This is a genomic window from Solwaraspora sp. WMMB762 (genome assembly GCF_049179115.1).
GTDB lineage: Bacteria > Actinomycetota > Actinomycetes > Mycobacteriales > Micromonosporaceae > Micromonospora_E.
In genome coordinates this window covers 5,052,334-5,069,186 of record NZ_JBMHMD010000001.1, presented here as the reverse complement: position 1 = coordinate 5,069,186, position 16,853 = coordinate 5,052,334, and the positions used below count along the sequence as shown (strand labels likewise).

Genomic DNA, 16,853 nt, shown 5'->3' with positions numbered 1-16,853 from the left:
GAGGTCAGCCCACTCCCAGAGCTGAGCGAGGAGTTATGACCAGCGCGAAACAGCTGTCCTCCGACCAACGGCCGGCGATCGACGAGACCGCGCTGCTGACCGAGCTCGCCGAGGCGCTGCGCCGGGTGGGGCAGGGGGATCTAAAGGTACGGCTGCCCCGCCGGGTCGGGGTGGCCGGCGAGGTCGCCGACGCCTTCAACGAGGTGGTCTCGCTGCAGGAACGTCAGCACCTGGACCTGCGCCGGATCAGCCGGATCGTCGGCCGGGACGGCCGGCTCAGCGAACGCCTCGACGAGGAGGGCTTCGGCGGTGCCTGGGCGGACAACCACCAGGCGATCAACGCGCTGATCGACGACCTGGGTCGACCGACCACCGAGATCGCCCGGGTGATCCGGGCGGTCGCCGAAGGTGACCTGTCCCAGCACATGGAGCTGGAGATCGACGGACAGCCGCTGCGCGGCGAGTTCCTGCGGATCGGCCGGACGGTGAACACGATGGTCGGCCAGCTTTCGTCGTTCGCCGACGAGGTCACCCGGGTCGCCCGGGAGGTGGGCACCGAGGGCAAGCTGGGTGGCCAGGCGCGGGTCAAGGGGGTCTCCGGCACCTGGAAGGACCTGACCGACAACGTCAACTCGATGGCCTCCAACCTGACCCACCAGGTCCGGTCGATCTCCCAGGTGGCCACCGCGATGTCGCGGGGCGACCTGTCGCAGAAGATCACCGTGTCGGCCAAGGGTGAGGTCGCCGAGCTCGCCGACACGATCAACATGCTGACCGACACGCTGCGGTTGTTCGCCGAGCAGGTCACCCGGGTCGCCCGCGAAGTCGGTACGGAGGGCAAACTCGGCGGGCAGGCCCAGGTGCCGAACGTGGCGGGCACCTGGAAGGACCTGACCGACAGCGTCAACTCGATGGCGTCGAACCTGACCGCCCAGGTACGGAACATCGCCCAGGTCTCCACGGCGGTCGCCAAGGGCGACCTCTCCCAGAAGATCACCGTCGCCGCCCAGGGCGAGATCCTCGAACTGAAATCGACGGTCAACACGATGGTGGACCAGCTGTCGTGGTTTGCCGACGAGGTCACCCGGGTCGCCCGCGAAGTCGGTATCGAAGGCAAGTTGGGTGGTCAGGCCCAGGTCCGCGGGCTCTCCGGGACGTGGCGTGACCTCACGCAGAACGTGAACCAGCTGGCCGGCAACCTGACCAGTCAGGTCCGGAACATCTCCCAGGTCTCCACGGCGGTCGCCAAGGGCGACCTGTCGCAGAAGATCACCGTCGACGCACGCGGCGAGATCCTCGAACTCAAGTCGACCGTCAACACCATGGTCGACCAACTGTCGCTGTTCGCCGACGAGGTCACCCGGGTCGCCCGGGAGGTGGGTACGGAAGGCAAACTCGGCGGCCAGGCCCAGGTCAAGGGAGTCTCCGGCACCTGGCGCGACCTCACCGACAACGTCAACTCGATGGCCTCCAACCTCACCAGCCAGGTCCGCAACATCGCCTCGGTCACCACCGCCGTCGCCAAGGGCGACCTCTCCCAGAAGATCACCGTCGACGCACGCGGCGAGATCCTCGAACTCAAGTCGACCGTCAACACCATGGTCGACCAGCTCTCGTCGTTCGCCGACGAGGTCACCCGGGTCGCCCGCGAAGTCGGCACCGAAGGCAAGCTCGGCGGCCAGGCACAGGTGCGCGGGGTGGCCGGGACGTGGCGGGACCTGACCGACAACGTCAACTCGATGGCGTCGAACCTGACCGCCCAGGTACGGAACATCGCCCAGGTCTCCACGGCGGTCGCCAAGGGCGACCTCTCCCAGAAGATCACCGTCGACGCGCAGGGCGAGATCCTGGAGCTCAAGTCGACCGTCAACACCATGGTCGACCAACTGTCGTCATTCGCCGACGAGGTCACCCGGGTCGCCCGCGAAGTCGGCACCGAAGGCAAACTCGGCGGCCAGGCCCAGGTCAAGGGAGTCTCCGGCACCTGGCGCGACCTCACCGACAACGTCAACTCGATGGCCTCCAACCTCACCAGCCAGGTCCGCAACATCGCCTCGGTCACCACCGCCGTCGCCAAGGGCGACCTCTCCCAGAAGATCACCGTCGACGCGCAGGGCGAGATCCTGGAGCTCAAGTCGACCGTCAACACCATGGTCGACCAACTGTCGTCATTCGCCGACGAGGTCACCCGGGTCGCCCGGGAGGTCGGCACCGAGGGGGAGCTCGGCGGCCAGGCGCAGGTCAAGGGGGTCTCCGGCACCTGGCGCGACCTCACCGAGAACGTCAACCAGCTGGCGTCCACCCTGACCACCCAGCTGCGGGCGATCGCGCAGGTCTCCACCTCGGTGACCCGTGGCGACATGACCCAGCACATCACCGTGCAGGCGCAGGGCGAGGTCGCCGAGCTGAAGGACAACATCAACCAGATGATCGTCACCCTGCGGGACACCACCAAGAAGAACGCCGAGCAGGGCTGGCTGGACTCGAACCTGGCGCGGATCGGTGGCCTGCTGCAGGGGCAGCGGGACCTCGGCGAGGTCTGTCGCATGATCATGAATGAGGTGACGCCGCTGGTCGACGCGCAGCTCGGCGCGTTCTTCCTCGCCGACGCCGACGATGGGGTGACCCGCCTCGGGCTCACCGCCGCGTACGGCTACGTGGCCCGGGACCACAAGATCATCTTTGGGCCGGGTGAAGGGCTGGTCGGCCAGGCCGCCGTCTCCCGCCGGACCATCCGGGTCGGCGCCGGCGCCACCGGCGCACTCACCCTGCGCTCCGGGCTGCTCAGCATCCCGCCCCGGGACCACGTGGTGCTGCCAGTGCTGTTCGAAGGCGAAATGCTGGGGGTGATCGAGTTCGCCTCCGTCGCCGCCTTCTCCGAGCTGCACCTGGCGTTCCTGGAGCGGCTGGTCGCCACGATCGGCATCGCGGTCAACACCATCCAGGCGAACAAGCGCACCGAGGAACTGCTCGCCCAGTCGCAGCGGCTGGCCAACGAGATGCAGGCCCAGTCGGCCGAACTGCAGCGCACCAACGCCGAGCTGGAGGACAAGGCCCGGCTGCTGTCCGAGCAGAAGGGCAACATCGAGACCAAGAACCGGGAGATCGAACTGGCCCGGATCGGTCTGGAGGAGAAGGCCCAGCAGCTGTCCCGGGCCTCGGCGTACAAGTCGGAGTTCCTGGCCAACATGAGCCACGAGCTGCGTACCCCGTTGAACTCGCTGCTGCTGCTGGCCCGGCTGCTGGCCGACAACCCGGACGACAACCTCACCGGCAAGCAGATCGAGTTCGCCAAGACCATCCACAGCGCCGGCTCCGATCTGCTGTCCCTCATCGACGACATCCTCGACCTGTCGAAGATCGAGGCCGGCCGGATGGACGTGCAGCCGGCCGAGGTGCCGTTCGGCGAGATCCGGTCGTACGTCGAGCAGGCGTTCGCGCCGCAGGTCGACGAGAAAGGGCTGGAACTGCACGTCGAGGTGGCGCCGGACCTGCCGCCGGCGGTCGTCACCGACGCGCAGCGGCTGCAGCAGATCCTGCGCAACCTGCTCTCCAACGCAGTGAAGTTCACCGATGCCGGGTCGGTGACGCTGCAGATCGCCCCCGCCCCGCAGGACCTGACCTTCGAACAACCAGCGCTGTCCACCGCCGACCAGGTGGTCGCCTTCACGGTGATCGACACCGGAATCGGCATCTCCGACGACAAGCTCTCGCTGATCTTCGAGGCGTTCCAGCAGGCGGACGGGACGACCAGCAGGCGGTACGGCGGCACCGGCCTCGGCCTGTCGATCAGCCGCGACCTGGCCCGGCTGATCGGCGGCGCGATCTCCGTCTCGTCGGTGCCGGGCGAAGGATCCACCTTCACGCTGTACGTTCCCGACGTGCTCAACACCGACGCGGTGCTGCCGCCAGCACCGTTGCCGGCCGCGGCGCCGATCCGCACCGCGCTGCCACCGCTGACCCGGCCGATCGAGGTGGACCGCCCCGAACCGCCGACCACCCGGCGGCTGGACGGGGCCACCGTACTGATCATCGACGACGACGTCCGCAACGTCTTCGCGCTGACCAGCGCGTTGGAGCTGCACGGGATGACCGTGATCTACGCGGACAACGGGGTCGACGGCGTACGTAAACTCGCCGAACGCCCCGAAGTGAACATCGTGCTGATGGACGCGATGATGCCGGACCAGGACGGTTACGAGACGACCCGGATCATCCGCCGCAACGAACGCTTCGCGGACCTGCCGGTGGTCTTCCTGACCGCGAAGGCGATGCCGGGTGACCGGGAGTCCGCGCTGCAGGCCGGGGCGACGGACTACATCACCAAGCCGGTGGACCTGGACGAACTGATCACCCTGATGGTGACCTGGATCAACGCGGCTGAGGAGTTGAACTCGTGACTGCCGGATCGGCGAAGGTACTGCTGGTGGACGACCGGCGGGACAACCTGCTCGCCCTGGAGGCGATCCTGCAGGGGTTGCCGGTGCAGGCCGTGGCGGTGGAGAGCGGCGAGGACGCGCTGAAGAAACTACTGGTGGACGACTTCGCGGTGATCCTGCTGGACGCGCAGATGCCGGAGATGGACGGATTCGAAACGGCCAACCACATCAAGCGTCGCGAACGCACCCGGCACGTACCGATCCTGTTCCTGACCGCCGCAGACCGCGACGCCCAACTCGCCCTGCGCGGGTACGCCGTCGGCGCGGTCGACTACCTGATCAAGCCCTTCGACCCGTGGGTGCTGCGGGCCAAGGTCGGCGTCTTCGTCGACCTCTGGGTGAAGAACCGCCAACTCGCCGCCCAGGCGGACCTGGTCCGGCAGCGGGACGAACAGGTACGGCAACTGTGTGCGGCGATTGACCGGGCGACCGCCCGGCTGCGCGACGGCGAAGTGGATCCGGCCGAGGTCGCCGACGAGTTGGATACAGCCCGCTGGGGCGGCTGACCGCAGCTGCCAGGCTGGCCGGCCCGGGTCAGCCGGCGCCGTTACGGATGGTGAGCGCCGACCGCAGCCCGGTGATGTTCAACACCCGGTGCAGGAACTCGCCGACGTTGGTGAGCAGCAGCAGACTCTGCGCGTGACTGGCCTTGCGGGTGAGCACCACCAGGGTGCCCAGCCCCTGCGAGTCGCAGAAGGTGACACCGGCCATGTCCAGCACGATCCGGGACGGCGCGTCACCGAGCAGATCGTTGACGGTGGTGGACAGCTGGGCGGCGGTGAGCATGTCGATCTCACCGACGAGGCGTAGCACAGCCTCGTCGGGAGTGCGCCGCAACGCGATCGACAACTCCGCCCGCTCCACCCGGCCAGCGTATCGCGACAGCGCGAGCCCGGCCCTGGTACGGCGGTCGCCGGGAACCCGGGCGTTGGGCAGGGTCGGATGTGCGGTCGCCTGGTGACGCTGCCACAATGGCAGGGCCGTGACTGCCACCGAAACTGCCGGCGCCCGCCCGTACCCGGCGCACGCGCCCGCATCCCAGGCCCTGTTCGACCGCGCCACCAGGATCATCCCTGGCGGGGTCAACTCGCCCGTGCGCGCCTTCCGGGCGGTCGGCGGGACCCCCAGGTTCATGGCCCGAGGATCCGGCCCGTGGCTGTTCGACGCCGACGACCGGCGCTACCTCGACCTGGTCTGCTCCTGGGGACCGCTGATCCTCGGCCACGCCCACCCCGAGGTGGTCGCCGCGCTCAGCGCAGCCGCCGCGCACGGCACCAGCTTCGGTACGCCGACGCCCGGCGAGGTGGAGCTGGCCGCCGAGATCGTCGACCGTACCCCGGTCGACCAGCTCCGGCTGGTCAACTCCGGCACCGAGGCGACGATGTCGGCGATCCGGCTGGCCCGGGGCCACACCGGCCGGCCCCGGATCGTCAAGTTCGCCGGCTGCTACCACGGCCACGTCGACGCACTGCTCGCCGCCGCCGGCAGCGGGGTGGCCACCCTCGGGCTGCCCGACTCGCCCGGGGTGACCGGTGCCGCCGCCAGCGAGACGATCGTGCTGCCGTACAACGACGTGGCGGCGGTGGAGGCGACCTTCGCCGAGCACGGCGACCAGATCGCCGCGATCATCACCGAAGCGGCCGCCGGCAACATGGGAGTGGTGCCGCCCGCCCCCGGCTTCAACGCCGCACTGGCCCGGATCGCCCACGCCCACGGCGCGCTGCTGATCGTCGACGAGGTGATGACCGGGTTCCGGGTCGCCCGGGGCGGCTGGGCCGAGCTGGAGCCGGTTGACGCCGACCTCTATACGTACGGCAAGGTGATGGGTGGCGGTCTGCCGGCCGCCGCGTTCGGTGGCCGGGCCGAGATCATGCGGCAGTTGGCCCCGGCCGGCCCGGTCTACCAGGCGGGCACGCTCTCCGGGAACCCGCTGGCCTGCGCCGCCGGGCTGGCCACGCTCCGGCTGGCCGACACCGACCTGTACCGGCGGCTGGCCGACACCGCGACCCGGGTCGCCGAGCTGGCCACCGGGGCGCTCACCGCCGCCGGAGTGCCGCACCGGCTCTCCACCGCCGGCACCATGTTCTCCATCTTTTTCACCGACGCCGAAGTCACCGACTACGCTGGCGCCCGCCTGCAGGACGTCGACGCGTACCGGGCCTTCTTCCACGCGATGCTCGCGCACGGCGTCTACCTGCCCCCCAGTGCGTTCGAGGCATGGTTCGTCTCGGCGGCGATCGACGACGCCGCCCTGGAGCAGCTCGCGGCCGCGCTGCCGGCCGGGGCCGCAGCCGCCGCTGCGGCGGCGGACGGCGCGCTGCGGGCACCGACGCTGGGGGACAACGCATGAAACGGACGGTCGTCCACGTACTGCGGCACGGCGAGGTCCACAATCCGGAGAAGATTCTGTACGGCCGACTGCCCGGTTTCCGCCTCTCCGAGCTCGGCGTGCAGATGGCCAAGGCGGCCAGCCAGGCCCTCGCCGACCGGGACGTGGTGCACGTGGTCGCCAGTCCGTTGGAACGCGCCCAGGAGACCGCCGAGCCGATCGCGGCCCAGTTCCGGTTGCCGGTCTCGGTCGACGAACGGCTGATCGAGTCGGCCAACTGGTTCGAGGGCCGGCGGGTCTCCCCCGGCGACGGGTCGTTCCGCGACCCGCGCAACTGGTGGGTGCTGCGCGATCCGGTCACCCCGTCGTGGGGCGAGGCCTACACCGCGATCGCCGAGCGGATGTTCGCCGCGGTGCACGCCGCCCGGGTCGCCGCCGAGGGCCACGAGGCGGTATGCGTCTCCCACCAGCTGCCGATCTGGACGCTGCGCCGCTACCTGGAACGCAAGCGGCTCTGGCACGACCCGCGCCGCCGGCAGTGCGGCCTGGCCAGCCTGACCGCCATCCACTTCGAGGACGCGAAGGTGGTCGGCATCGGCTACTCCGAGCCGGCTGCCCACCTGATCGCCATGTCGCCGTCGGCGCGGACGGCCAAGGGGGCCTGAGATGCGGTCGGCAGGGCGTGGGCTGATCGCGCCGGGCCGCCGGTCGGCCGCCCTTCTCGCCGGTACGTTGGCCGCCGCGCTGGCCCTGACCGGCTGCGCCGCCAGCGACTGGGCGACCGACTGCGACACCGACCCGCAGGGCGTGATCCGGTGCACCGGGGACGACCGGCCGGCGGCACCGGAGCTGGACGCCGAGCTGCTCGACGGCTCCGCGTTCGATCCGGCGGCGTACCGGGGCCAGGTCCTGGTGGTCAACTTCTGGGGCTCCTGGTGCCCGCCCTGCCGGGCCGAGGCCGCCGACCTGGAGGCCACCTACCAGGCGACCCGGGAGCAGGGAGTGCGCTTCCTCGGCATCAACGTCCGCGACGAACGGGACAAGGCCCGCGCCTTCGAGGCGGGCCGGGTGACGTACCCGAGCCTGTTCGACCCGGCCAGCCGGCTCGCCCTGGACTTCAACATTCCGCCGAACAGCATCCCCGCGACGATGATCATCGACCGGAGCGGCCGGATCGCCACCGTCGTCCGCGCCGAGATCCGCCAGGACGAGCTGCAGCCGCTGGTCGAACAGATCGCCGCCGAGGCGACCGGCGGCGGCGAGGCGACCGGCGGCGGCGCCGGCACCGAGCCGGACCCGGCCGATGGGTGAGACGTTCGCCGAGATCGCCCGGGGCGGTCCGGTGTTGCTGGCTCTCGGCCTGGCCGCGCTGGCCGGGCTGGTCAGCTTCCTCTCCCCGTGCATCCTGCCGCTCGCCCCCGGCTACCTGTCGTACGTGACCGGACTGGCCGGCTCCGACCTCGACGCCACCGGTGGCCGCAGCGGCAGCGGTGCCGGCGCGAGTGCCGGCAGTTCCTTCGGCGGCCGGCACGGCCGGGTGCTGGCCGGAACCCTGCTGTTCATCAGCGGGTTCACCGTGGTCTTCACCCTCACCGCGATCCTGATGGCCAGCGTCGGCCGCCACCTGTTCGTCTACCAGCGGCCGGTGGAGATCGGCGTCGGGCTGCTGATCATCCTGTTCGGGCTCGCCTTCCTCGGTCTGGTGCCCGGCCTGCAACGCGAGGTGCGGGTACGCCGGCTGCCGGAGGCCGGCCTGGTCGGCGCACCGGTGTTCGGCGCGGTCTTCGCGCTGTCCTGGACGCCGTGCGTCGGCCCCACCCTCGGTGCGGTGATGGGGATGGCGACGGTCAGCGGCCAGACCGACCGGGCGGTGGCGCTCGCCGTGGCGTACTGCCTCGGGCTCGGCCTGCCGTTCGTCGTCTTCGGCCTGGCGTTCCGCCGGCTGCTCGGCGTGTTCACGGTGATCCGGCGCAACAGCCGCTGGGTCACCCGGGTCGGCGGGGCGATGCTGATCCTGGTCGGGGCGGCGCTGGTCACCGGCGCCTGGACCGACTTCGTCATCTGGTTCCAGGCCACCGTCGGGGCCGGCGAGGTCGGCATCTGATGTCCCGGCCGAATCCGGCGCTGGCTCTGCTGCGCAACTCGTGGCGGCAGCTGACCAGCATGCGGACCGCGCTGATCCTGCTCTTCCTGCTGGCGGTGGCGGCGATCCCCGGCTCGCTGCTGCCGCAGCGCGACGTCAACATCGAAAACGTCGACGCGTACTTCGCGGCGAACCCGCGGCTGGCCCCGGTGCTGGACCGGCTCGGCATGTTCGACGTGTTCGCCTCGACCTGGTTCGCGGCGATCTACCTGCTGCTGTTCACCTCCCTGGTCGGCTGCATCGTGCCCCGGCTGCGCGAGCACGTACGGGCGTTGCGGGCCGCGCCGCCGGCCGCACCGCGCCGGCTGGACCGGCTGCCGCAGCACGCCCGCTGGACCGCCGCCGGCGACACCACGGCCGGCGACACCACGGCCGGCGACGCACCCGCCGCCGCGCGGGACGCGATCGCCGTCGAGCTGCGCCGCCGCCGCTGGCGGGTCACCGTCACCGACGACAGCGTCGCCGCCGAGAAAGGCCACTTGAAGGAGACCGGCAACCTGGTCTTCCACCTGTCGCTGATCGGCGTCCTGCTCGGGGTCGCCGTGGGCAGCTGGTTCGGCTGGAACGGCAACCGGCTGCTGGTCGCCGGGCCGGACACCGCGTTCTGCAACACCGTGCAGCAGTACGACGAGTACCGGCTCGGCCCCCGGATCTCCGACGGTGACCTGCCCCGGTTCTGTCTGGAGCTGACCGACTTCACCGCCACCTTCCTGGAGACCGGGCAGCCGGCCAGCTACTCCGCCGAGGTGCGGGTCGACGCCGACGGCGGCGCGGCCCGGTCCGAGACGTTCTCGGTGAACTCCCCGCTGCGCCTCGACGGTGCCAACGTTTACCTGCTCGGGCACGGCTACGTGCCGGTGCTGCGCTACACCGACCGCTACGGGCAGGCGCAGACCGTCTCCGCGCCGTTCCTGGCCGTCGACGGGATGCTGACCAGCGAAGGGGTCGCCAGCTTCCCGGACGCCAACGTCGACCCGACGACCGGCGAACGGGACCCGCAGCTGCAGGTGGCCTTCAAAGGGCTCTTGCTGCCGTCCGCCCCGCAGCAGCCGCCGTACGTCCGCTCCACCCACCCGGAGCTGCGCGACCCGGCGGTGATGCTGTGGGCGTACCGGGGCAACCTCGGTTTGGACGCCGGCATCCCCGGCTCGGTCTACCAGATCGACCAGCGGCAGGTGGAGGCCGGCCGGCTGCTGCCGGTCGGTGACCCGCAGCTGCTGCGGGTCGGCGAGACCATGACCCTGGACGACGGCACCACCATCGAATTTCTCGACATTTCGCAGTACGTGACCCTGTCGGTCCGGCACGATCCCGGCAGCGGCCTGCTGCTGGCCAGCTCGGCGGCGCTGCTGCTCGGGCTGATGCCGGCACTGTTCGGCCGACGCCGCCGGGTGTGGTTCCGGGTCACACCGGCCGGCCCCGACGCAGCGTCAACGACACCCGGTAGTAGCTTGGTCGAGGCCGGTGGGCTGCCGCGCACCGACCATCCCGGGTTCGGCGACGAGTTCCGGGAGCTCATCCGGGCACTCGGCGGCGACGCCGGGCCACGGGAAGGACGGCACTGATGTCAGCACTGTCGGATCAACTCCTGGTGGTGGCGATCTTCGCGTATCTGCTCGCGATGATCTGCCACGCGGTCGAAGCCGGGTTCGGCACCAGGCGTACCGCTGCAGCGACGGTGCCCGACCGCGAACTCGCCGCCGTCGCGGCGGCCGGAACCGGCGGCGGACCGACGCCTGGATCCGGCCCGGCCGGCGCGGTCGATCCGGCCGGGCCGACCATCGACAAGAGCACGGGTACGGGCAGCGAGCGGACCGGCTGGCCGGCGGTCGGACTCGCCGGCTGGTTCGCCGCCGGCGCCACCGTGCTGGGTGCCCTGTTCCACCTGGCCTGCCTGGTCACCCGGGGGATCGCCGCAGAGCGGCTGCCGTGGGGCAACATGTACGAGTACGTCCTGGCGATCACCTTCGTCGGGGTGGCCGCCTGGCTGGTGATGGTCTACCGCCGGCCGTCGCTGCGGCTGCTCGGCCTGTTCGTCGCGCTCGTCATGGTGGCCCTGCTCGGCCTGGCCGGCCTGGTGTTCTACACCCCGATCACGCCGCTGGTGCCGGCGCTGGAGTCCTACTGGTACGCCATCCACGTCTCGACGATCATGGCGTCGTCCGGGGTGCTGCTGCTCGGGTCGATCCCGGCCGCCATGTTCCTGCTGCGGCACGGCTACGAGCAGGGTCGGCGCGGGTTCCCGTACCTGCTGGCCAAGCGGGTGCCGGCGGCGGTGTCGCTGGAACGGCTCACCTTCGGGTTGCACGCCTTCGGCTTCCCGGTGTTCACCTTCGCGGTGATCGCCGGGGCGATCTGGGCGGAACACGCCTGGTCGCGGCCGTGGGCCTGGGACCCGAAGGAGACCTGGGCGTTCATCTCCTGGGTGATCTACGCCGGCTACCTGCACGCCCGGGCGACCCCGAGCGTACGGCGGACCACGGTCACCTGGATCGCGATCCTCGGCTTCCTCACCATGCTGATGAACCTGTTCGGGGTCAACTACTTCTTCGAGAGCCTGCACTCCTACGCCTGACCGGCACCGGCCCGAGTCCGGACGCGGCGCGAATCACCGCCCCGGGTGGTGGCACCGGCCGCCGGGTAGGCCAGACTTGGCGGCATGGCGGCTCCAGGTTTCCCGTACCAGGATCTGAAGGACTTCGTCGCGGCGCTGGAGACGGCCGGTGAGCTGCGGCGGGTCGACGTACCGGTGGATCCGACGCTGGAGGTCAGCGAGGTCGTCACCCGGACCGTGCGCGCCGGCGGGCCGGCGCTGCTGTTCGACCGGCCCACCCGGGGCGAGATGCCGGTGGCGATCAACCTGTTCGGCACCGAGAAACGCACCGCGATGGCGCTCGGCGTCGAGAACCTGAACGAGATCGGCGACCGGATCGGGGCGATGATCAAGCCCGACCTGCCGGTCGGCTGGTCCGGCATCCGCGACGGGCTCGGCAAGGTCATGCAGCTCACCTCGCTGCCGCCGCGCAAGGTCAAGACCGCGCCCTGCCAGGAGGTCGTCTACACCGGCGCGGACGTCGACCTGAACCGGCTGCCCGGGCTGCAGGTCTGGCCCGGCGACGGCGGCATCTTCCACAACTACGGGCTGACCCACACCAAGCACCCGGAGACCGGCAAGCGCAACCTGGGCCTCTACCGGCTGCAGCAGCACTCACCCACCACGCTCGGCATGCACTGGCAGATCCACAAGGACTCCACCGCCCACCACGCGGTCGCCGAGCGGCGCGGCGAGCGGCTTCCGGTGGCGGTAGCGATCGGCTGCGACCCGGTGGTCAGCTACTCGGCGTCGGCCCCGCTGCCCGGCGACATCGACGAATACCTGTTCGCCGGGTTCCTGCGCGGCCAGCGGGTCGAGATGGTCGACTGCAAGACCGTGCCGTTGCAGGTGCCGGCGCACGCCCAGATCGTGCTGGAGGGCTACCTGGAGCCGGGCGAGCGGCTGCCCGAGGGCCCGTTCGGCGACCACACCGGCTTCTACACCCCGGTCGAGCCGTTCCCGGTGCTGCACATCGAATGCATGACCACCCAGCGCGACCCGCTCTACCACTCGATCATCACCTCGAAGCCGCCGCAGGAGGACCACGGGCTCGGCAAGGCCACCGAACGGATCTTCCTGCCGCTGCTGCGGATGCTGATCCCGGACATCGTCGACTACGACCTGCCGGCCGCCGGGGTGTTCCACAACTGCGTGATCGTGTCGATCCGCAAGCGCTACCCGAAGCACGCCCAGAAGATCATGTCGGCGATCTGGGGCGCCCACCTGCTGTCGCTGTCGAAGCTGATCGTCGTGGTCGACGACGACTGCGACGTGCACGACTACCACGAGGTCGCGTTCCGCGCCTTCGGCAACGTCGACTACGCCCGCGACCTGCTACTCACCGAGGGCCCGGTCGACCACCTCGACCACTCGTCGTACCAGCAGTTCTGGGGCGGCAAGGCCGGCGTCGACGCGACCCGCAAACTACCCACCGAGGGCTACACCCGGGGCTGGCCGCAGGAGATGAGCATGTCGCCGGAGATCGTCTCGCTGGTGGACAAGCGGTGGCGGGAGTACGGGATCTCGTGAGTGCCGCAGCCACCACCGGACCGGCCGGCGCGCCCGCCGCCCCGGTCGGCAGGATCCGGGCCTTCCTACGGCTCGTCGCGATCGAGCACTCGGTCTTCGCGCTGCCGTTCGCGTACCTGTCCGCGCTGACCGTGATGGCCCGCCTCGACGGCGGCGTCCGCTGGCTCGACCTGCTGCTGATCACCGTCGCGATGGTCGGTGCCCGGACGTTCGCCATGGCGGCGAACCGGATCATCGACCGGCACATCGACGCGCGCAATCCGCGTACCGCCGGACGGGAACTGGTGACCGGGGCGGTGAGCGTCCGGACGGCCTGGACCGGCGCGGTGGTCGCGCTGGTGGTCTTCCTCGGCGCCGCCGCCGCGTTGAACCCGCTCTGCCTCGCGCTCGCCCCGCTGGCGGCGGTCCCGCTGGTGGTCTACCCGTACGCCAAGCGGTTCACCGACTGGCCGCACGCGGTGCTCGGGCTGGCCCAACTGGTCGGCCCGGTCGGTGCCTGGCTGGCGGTCACCGGCACCTTCGACGGAGCCGGGCCGGCGATCCTGCTCGGCGCCGCGGTCGGGCTGTGGATCGGCGGATTCGACCTGATCTACGCCTGCCAGGACGCCGAGGTCGACCGCGAGATCGGGGTACGCAGCGTGCCCGCCCGGTACGGTCGACGCTTCGCGCTGCACGCCTCGACAGTGGCGCACCTGGTGACGTTCGCCCTGTTCGGGTGGTTCGGCGTGCTGGTCGGCTTCGGCTGGCCGTGGTGGATCGGGCTGGCGTTGACCGCGGTGGCGTTCGGCTACCAGCATCTGGTGGTGACGCCGACCGACCTGTCCCGGGTCAACCGGGCGTTCTTCACCGCCAACGGCTTCGTCGGCATCGCGTTGTTCGCGTTCGCCCTGGTCGACCTGGTGGTACGGCTCGACCTGCGCTGACCGTTGACCGCCCCGGCCGGTCAGCGCCGCTGCTGGTAGCGGGCGCTCTCGAACGACCAGTCGATGGTGCCGCGGACGGCGTACCCGACCCCGGCCAGCAGGCCGTGCGCCGCCCGGGCGTGGTCCGGCCCGAACGACGGCACCTCGGCCTGGCGTGCGCCGAACGCCGCCATCTCGGCCCGCCACCGGTGCGCGACGATGACCAGCGCGTCGCCGATCGGCACCCGCCGCGCCTCGGCGACCGCCACCACCAGGTTGTGACCGCCGGCGGTGGTCAGGTCGCGGGGCAGTGAGAAAAGGTCGTTGTACCAGGAGAGCAGGTCGTTGCCGGCGACCCGGACATCGCGCACCCGGGGGTGGTGGAAGACGGCGTCCGGCACCGGGTCGCCGGTCGCGTAGTCGATCAGGGTGTACGCCACGTGCGCCGCCGAAGTGGCCCGGCGCAACTCGACGTACTCGTCCGGGCCGGGCCGGTGGCCGGCCGCTTTGTTCGCCGCCTCGCGTACCGCTCCGTCGAGGTGCTCCGCCACCGCCTCGACGAACCGGCGGCGCCACCAGTCGGGCATGGCCCGTTGCACCGCCTGCCACGGACCGGCGAGCATCCGGCGCAGCGGTCCGGCCAGGACCGGGTCAGGGCCCGGCGCCGGGTCACCGCGCAGCACCGCCAGCACCTCGTCGGCGAGTCGGCGCAACCTCCCCTCCGGCGGATCCGCGACCCCGTCGAACTCGTCGTCGAGCAGGAAGAACCAGGCGAACATGGCGGCCAGCACCCGCAGCCGGGCCGCCGGCACACCTGGATAGAGCCGGGCGGCGTACCGGCCGATCCGGGCCCCGGCGAGCCGACGGTGGGTGGCGGTGCCCGGTGGCAGGCCGCACCGCTGCAGCCAGCCGGGCAGCCAGGCGTCGGCCTGTGCCGCGTACGGGGACAGCACGGTGGGCAGCGGGCAGCCGGCGCGCAGCTCCACGAGCAGTTCGCCGAGCAGTTCGGCGGCCGGCCCGTCGAGGCAGGAAGAGCCGTACGGGATGTCGGGGCGGGGCGGCGACGGGGTGAATTTGCGGGAGTCCATGGGCTGCCTGCGAAGTTGCTGCCAATGTGTCCGTAAGGCGGGTCGTCTTACCCTATGGGGTGACCGGGCACCGGCGACAGCCCGCGACCAGCCACGCGAACAGGGATCTGATGAGAAGACCATGGGTGATCGGCATCTCCGGGGCGTCCGGTACGCCGTACCCGGCCGCGGTGCTCCGCGCGCTGCTCGACGCCGGCCATCCGGTCGACCTGGTGGTGTCCCGCGCGGCCCGGCTCACCCTGCTCGACGAGACGGGCGCACCGCTGCGGGACAGTCACTGGCGCGCCGACCTGGCCCGCTGGCTCGGCCGTGGGCTGGACGACGCGGACGTACGGTTCTGGCCGGCGGGTGATCTCGCCGCCGGGCCGAGCAGCGGCTCGTACCAGGTACGCGGGATGGTGGTCGTACCGGCCAGCACGGCCGCCTGCGCCGGCATCGCCATCGGGCTGTCCAAGGACCTGCTGCAGCGGGCCGCCGAGGTGAACCTCAAGGAACGCCGGCCGGTCGTGCTGGTCCCCCGGGAGACCCCGGTGACCCGCAGTCACCTGGAGCACCTGCTCGCCCTGCACGATGCGGGCGCGGTGGTGCTGCCGGCCAGTCCGGGCTTCTATGGTGCGGGTGCCGAGGCCACCGCCGCTCAGTTGGTCGATTTCGTCGCCGGCAAGGTGCTGGACGCGCTCGGCGTACCGCACGATCTGTTCCGGCGGTGGTCCGGCGAGTTGGGCGCGGACCGGCCGTGACCACCGGCTCAGTGCGGCCGGCGTCAGTACGGCCCGGCTGCTCCTGATCCGTTCTCGGTGTGCCGGGGCCGGGTGGTCTCCGCGCTTTCCGCCTGCATCTCCTCCAGCACGCCTTCGCCTTCGAGTAGCGCACGCACCTCGGACTCCCGGAACCGACGATGGCCTCCGGGAGTTCGGATACTGCCGATCCGGCCGGCCGCTGCCCATCGTGTGACGGTCTTCGGGTCGACACGGAACAGCGCGGCCACCTCGCCCGGCGTCAGCAGACGATCTCCAGTGTCCACGGTCCCCTCCTCGCGTCCACGACGGCTCTGGCGTGGCCAGTCAGCCCCCCGATGGACCGTGTGCCAGATGCCGTAGTGCCAGACGTACGGCCATTAGAGCACCGGCCGACCGCCGTGTCCGGGAAATGAGGAAAGCTACCCGACTGGGCAGTTACCCGGTAGGATTTGCGCCCTATGTTGTAATTTACCCTAGCTCGTCAACCAGCGGATCCGGATGCGGAACGAGGCGGACACCGGCCCGGACGACCGCAGGCCATCGGCACGGCGACCGCCAACCGCCGGCGCGGACCAGTGCGGGCCACCCGGGCGGGCGACAGGCACTAGGGTCTACATCCCGTGGACGCCATCGACCTCCGGCTCGTCGACCTGCTGCGCGGCAACGCCCGGCTCTCCTACGCCGAACTCGCCCGCCAGGTCGGACTCTCCGCACCCGCCGTACACGAACGGATCGGCAAGCTCGAAACCTCCGGCGTGCTGCGCGGCTACCGGGCCGACGTACAGCCGGAATCGGTCGGCCTCGGCGTCACCGCCCTGATCGGACTGGTCGAAGACTCAGGTGCCGACACCGAGGCGGTGCTCGACGCGCTGCGCGACATGCCGGAAATCGAGTCCTGCTACTTCATGGCCGGCACCGAGTCGTTCCTCTGCCTCGCCCGGGTCGGCACCATCGCCGAGCTGGAACAGCTCATCATGCGGCTGAACCGGACACCGGGGATCGCCAACACCCGGACCAGCGTCACCCTGTCCACCAAATGGGAGAACCGGCCCCGCCCCCTGACCGGGTGATTCGGCGACGTCACTTGTT

15 protein-coding genes are annotated in these 16,853 nt (G+C 70.8%); 12 read left to right on the top strand and 3 right to left on the bottom strand.

Annotation, left to right across the window (positions count from 1 at the left end):
- Window positions 1–35 precede the first annotated feature (35 nt).
- Both ACN27J_RS22655 and ACN27J_RS22650 read left to right on the top strand, forming a co-directional pair.
- Window positions 36–4,400, top strand: a complete 4,365-nt coding sequence (locus ACN27J_RS22655; RefSeq protein ID WP_421369318.1) for a HAMP domain-containing protein — start codon at window positions 36–38, stop codon at window positions 4,398–4,400.
- A complete protein-coding gene (locus ACN27J_RS22650; protein WP_421369316.1) occupies window positions 4,397–4,945 on the top strand; it encodes a response regulator in 549 nt (182 codons plus the stop codon). The genes ACN27J_RS22655 and ACN27J_RS22650 overlap by 4 nt, the downstream gene beginning before the upstream one ends.
- A gap of 28 nt (window positions 4,946–4,973) precedes the next feature.
- On the opposite strand, the gene ACN27J_RS22645 is transcribed toward ACN27J_RS22650, so the two are convergent.
- A complete protein-coding gene (locus ACN27J_RS22645; protein ID WP_123607486.1) occupies window positions 4,974–5,303 on the bottom strand; it encodes an STAS domain-containing protein in 330 nt (109 codons plus the stop codon).
- Window positions 5,304–5,421: 118 nt separating this feature from the next.
- On the opposite strand from ACN27J_RS22645, the gene hemL reads away from it, so the two are divergent.
- From hemL to mqnP, 8 genes are all read left to right on the top strand, one after another.
- A complete protein-coding gene (gene hemL / locus ACN27J_RS22640) occupies window positions 5,422–6,789 on the top strand; it encodes a glutamate-1-semialdehyde 2,1-aminomutase (RefSeq protein ID WP_421369314.1) in 1,368 nt (455 codons plus the stop codon).
- Window positions 6,786–7,433 (top strand): histidine phosphatase family protein, encoded by a 648-nt coding sequence (locus ACN27J_RS22635; RefSeq protein ID WP_123607031.1) that lies wholly within the window; start codon window positions 6,786–6,788, stop codon window positions 7,431–7,433. The genes hemL and ACN27J_RS22635 overlap by 4 nt, the downstream gene beginning before the upstream one ends.
- Before the next feature lies 1 nt (window position 7,434).
- Window positions 7,435–8,079 carry a TlpA family protein disulfide reductase gene (locus tag ACN27J_RS22630; protein WP_421369312.1) on the top strand — a complete coding sequence of 215 codons (645 nt, stop codon included), beginning with the start codon at window positions 7,435–7,437 and terminating at the stop codon, window positions 8,077–8,079.
- Window positions 8,072–8,872, top strand: a complete 801-nt coding sequence (locus ACN27J_RS22625; protein WP_421369310.1) for a cytochrome c biogenesis CcdA family protein — start codon at window positions 8,072–8,074, stop codon at window positions 8,870–8,872. Before ACN27J_RS22630 ends, ACN27J_RS22625 begins: the two co-directional genes overlap by 8 nt.
- The gene (gene resB, locus ACN27J_RS22620) at window positions 8,872–10,476 is read left to right on the top strand and encodes a cytochrome c biogenesis protein ResB (RefSeq protein WP_421369308.1); all 1,605 of its coding nucleotides are present in this window, start codon (window positions 8,872–8,874) and stop codon (window positions 10,474–10,476) included. Before ACN27J_RS22625 ends, resB begins: the two co-directional genes overlap by 1 nt.
- Window positions 10,476–11,486 carry a c-type cytochrome biogenesis protein CcsB gene (gene ccsB, locus ACN27J_RS22615; protein WP_421369307.1) on the top strand — a complete coding sequence of 337 codons (1,011 nt, stop codon included), beginning with the start codon at window positions 10,476–10,478 and terminating at the stop codon, window positions 11,484–11,486. Before resB ends, ccsB begins: the two co-directional genes overlap by 1 nt.
- 84 nt (window positions 11,487–11,570) lie before the next feature.
- Window positions 11,571–13,034 (top strand): menaquinone biosynthesis decarboxylase, encoded by a 1,464-nt coding sequence (locus ACN27J_RS22610; RefSeq protein WP_421369305.1) that lies wholly within the window; start codon window positions 11,571–11,573, stop codon window positions 13,032–13,034.
- Window positions 13,031–13,957 carry a menaquinone biosynthesis prenyltransferase MqnP gene (gene mqnP, locus ACN27J_RS22605; RefSeq protein ID WP_421369303.1) on the top strand — a complete coding sequence of 309 codons (927 nt, stop codon included), beginning with the start codon at window positions 13,031–13,033 and terminating at the stop codon, window positions 13,955–13,957. Before ACN27J_RS22610 ends, mqnP begins: the two co-directional genes overlap by 4 nt.
- Before the next feature lie 20 nt (window positions 13,958–13,977).
- Here the strand turns inward: mqnP and ACN27J_RS22600 are convergent, their stop codons facing one another.
- Window positions 13,978–15,024 (bottom strand): terpene synthase family protein, encoded by a 1,047-nt coding sequence (locus tag ACN27J_RS22600; RefSeq protein WP_421369301.1) that lies wholly within the window; start codon window positions 15,022–15,024, stop codon window positions 13,978–13,980.
- Window positions 15,025–15,134: 110 nt separating this feature from the next.
- On the opposite strand from ACN27J_RS22600, the gene ACN27J_RS22595 reads away from it, so the two are divergent.
- Window positions 15,135–15,764: a UbiX family flavin prenyltransferase gene (locus ACN27J_RS22595; protein ID WP_421369299.1), complete on the top strand. Its 630-nt coding sequence runs from the start codon at window positions 15,135–15,137 to the stop codon at window positions 15,762–15,764.
- Window positions 15,765–15,787: 23 nt separating this feature from the next.
- Here the strand turns inward: ACN27J_RS22595 and ACN27J_RS22590 are convergent, their stop codons facing one another.
- On the bottom strand, window positions 15,788–16,048 hold the full coding sequence (locus tag ACN27J_RS22590; RefSeq protein WP_347403703.1) for a BldC family transcriptional regulator: 261 nt from the start codon (window positions 16,046–16,048) through the stop codon (window positions 15,788–15,790).
- 336 nt (window positions 16,049–16,384) lie between these two features.
- Here ACN27J_RS22590 and ACN27J_RS22585 point away from each other — a divergent pair, with 336 nt between their 5' ends.
- Window positions 16,385–16,834 (top strand): Lrp/AsnC family transcriptional regulator, encoded by a 450-nt coding sequence (locus tag ACN27J_RS22585; RefSeq protein ID WP_278173175.1) that lies wholly within the window; start codon window positions 16,385–16,387, stop codon window positions 16,832–16,834.
- Window positions 16,835–16,853 lie beyond the last annotated feature (19 nt).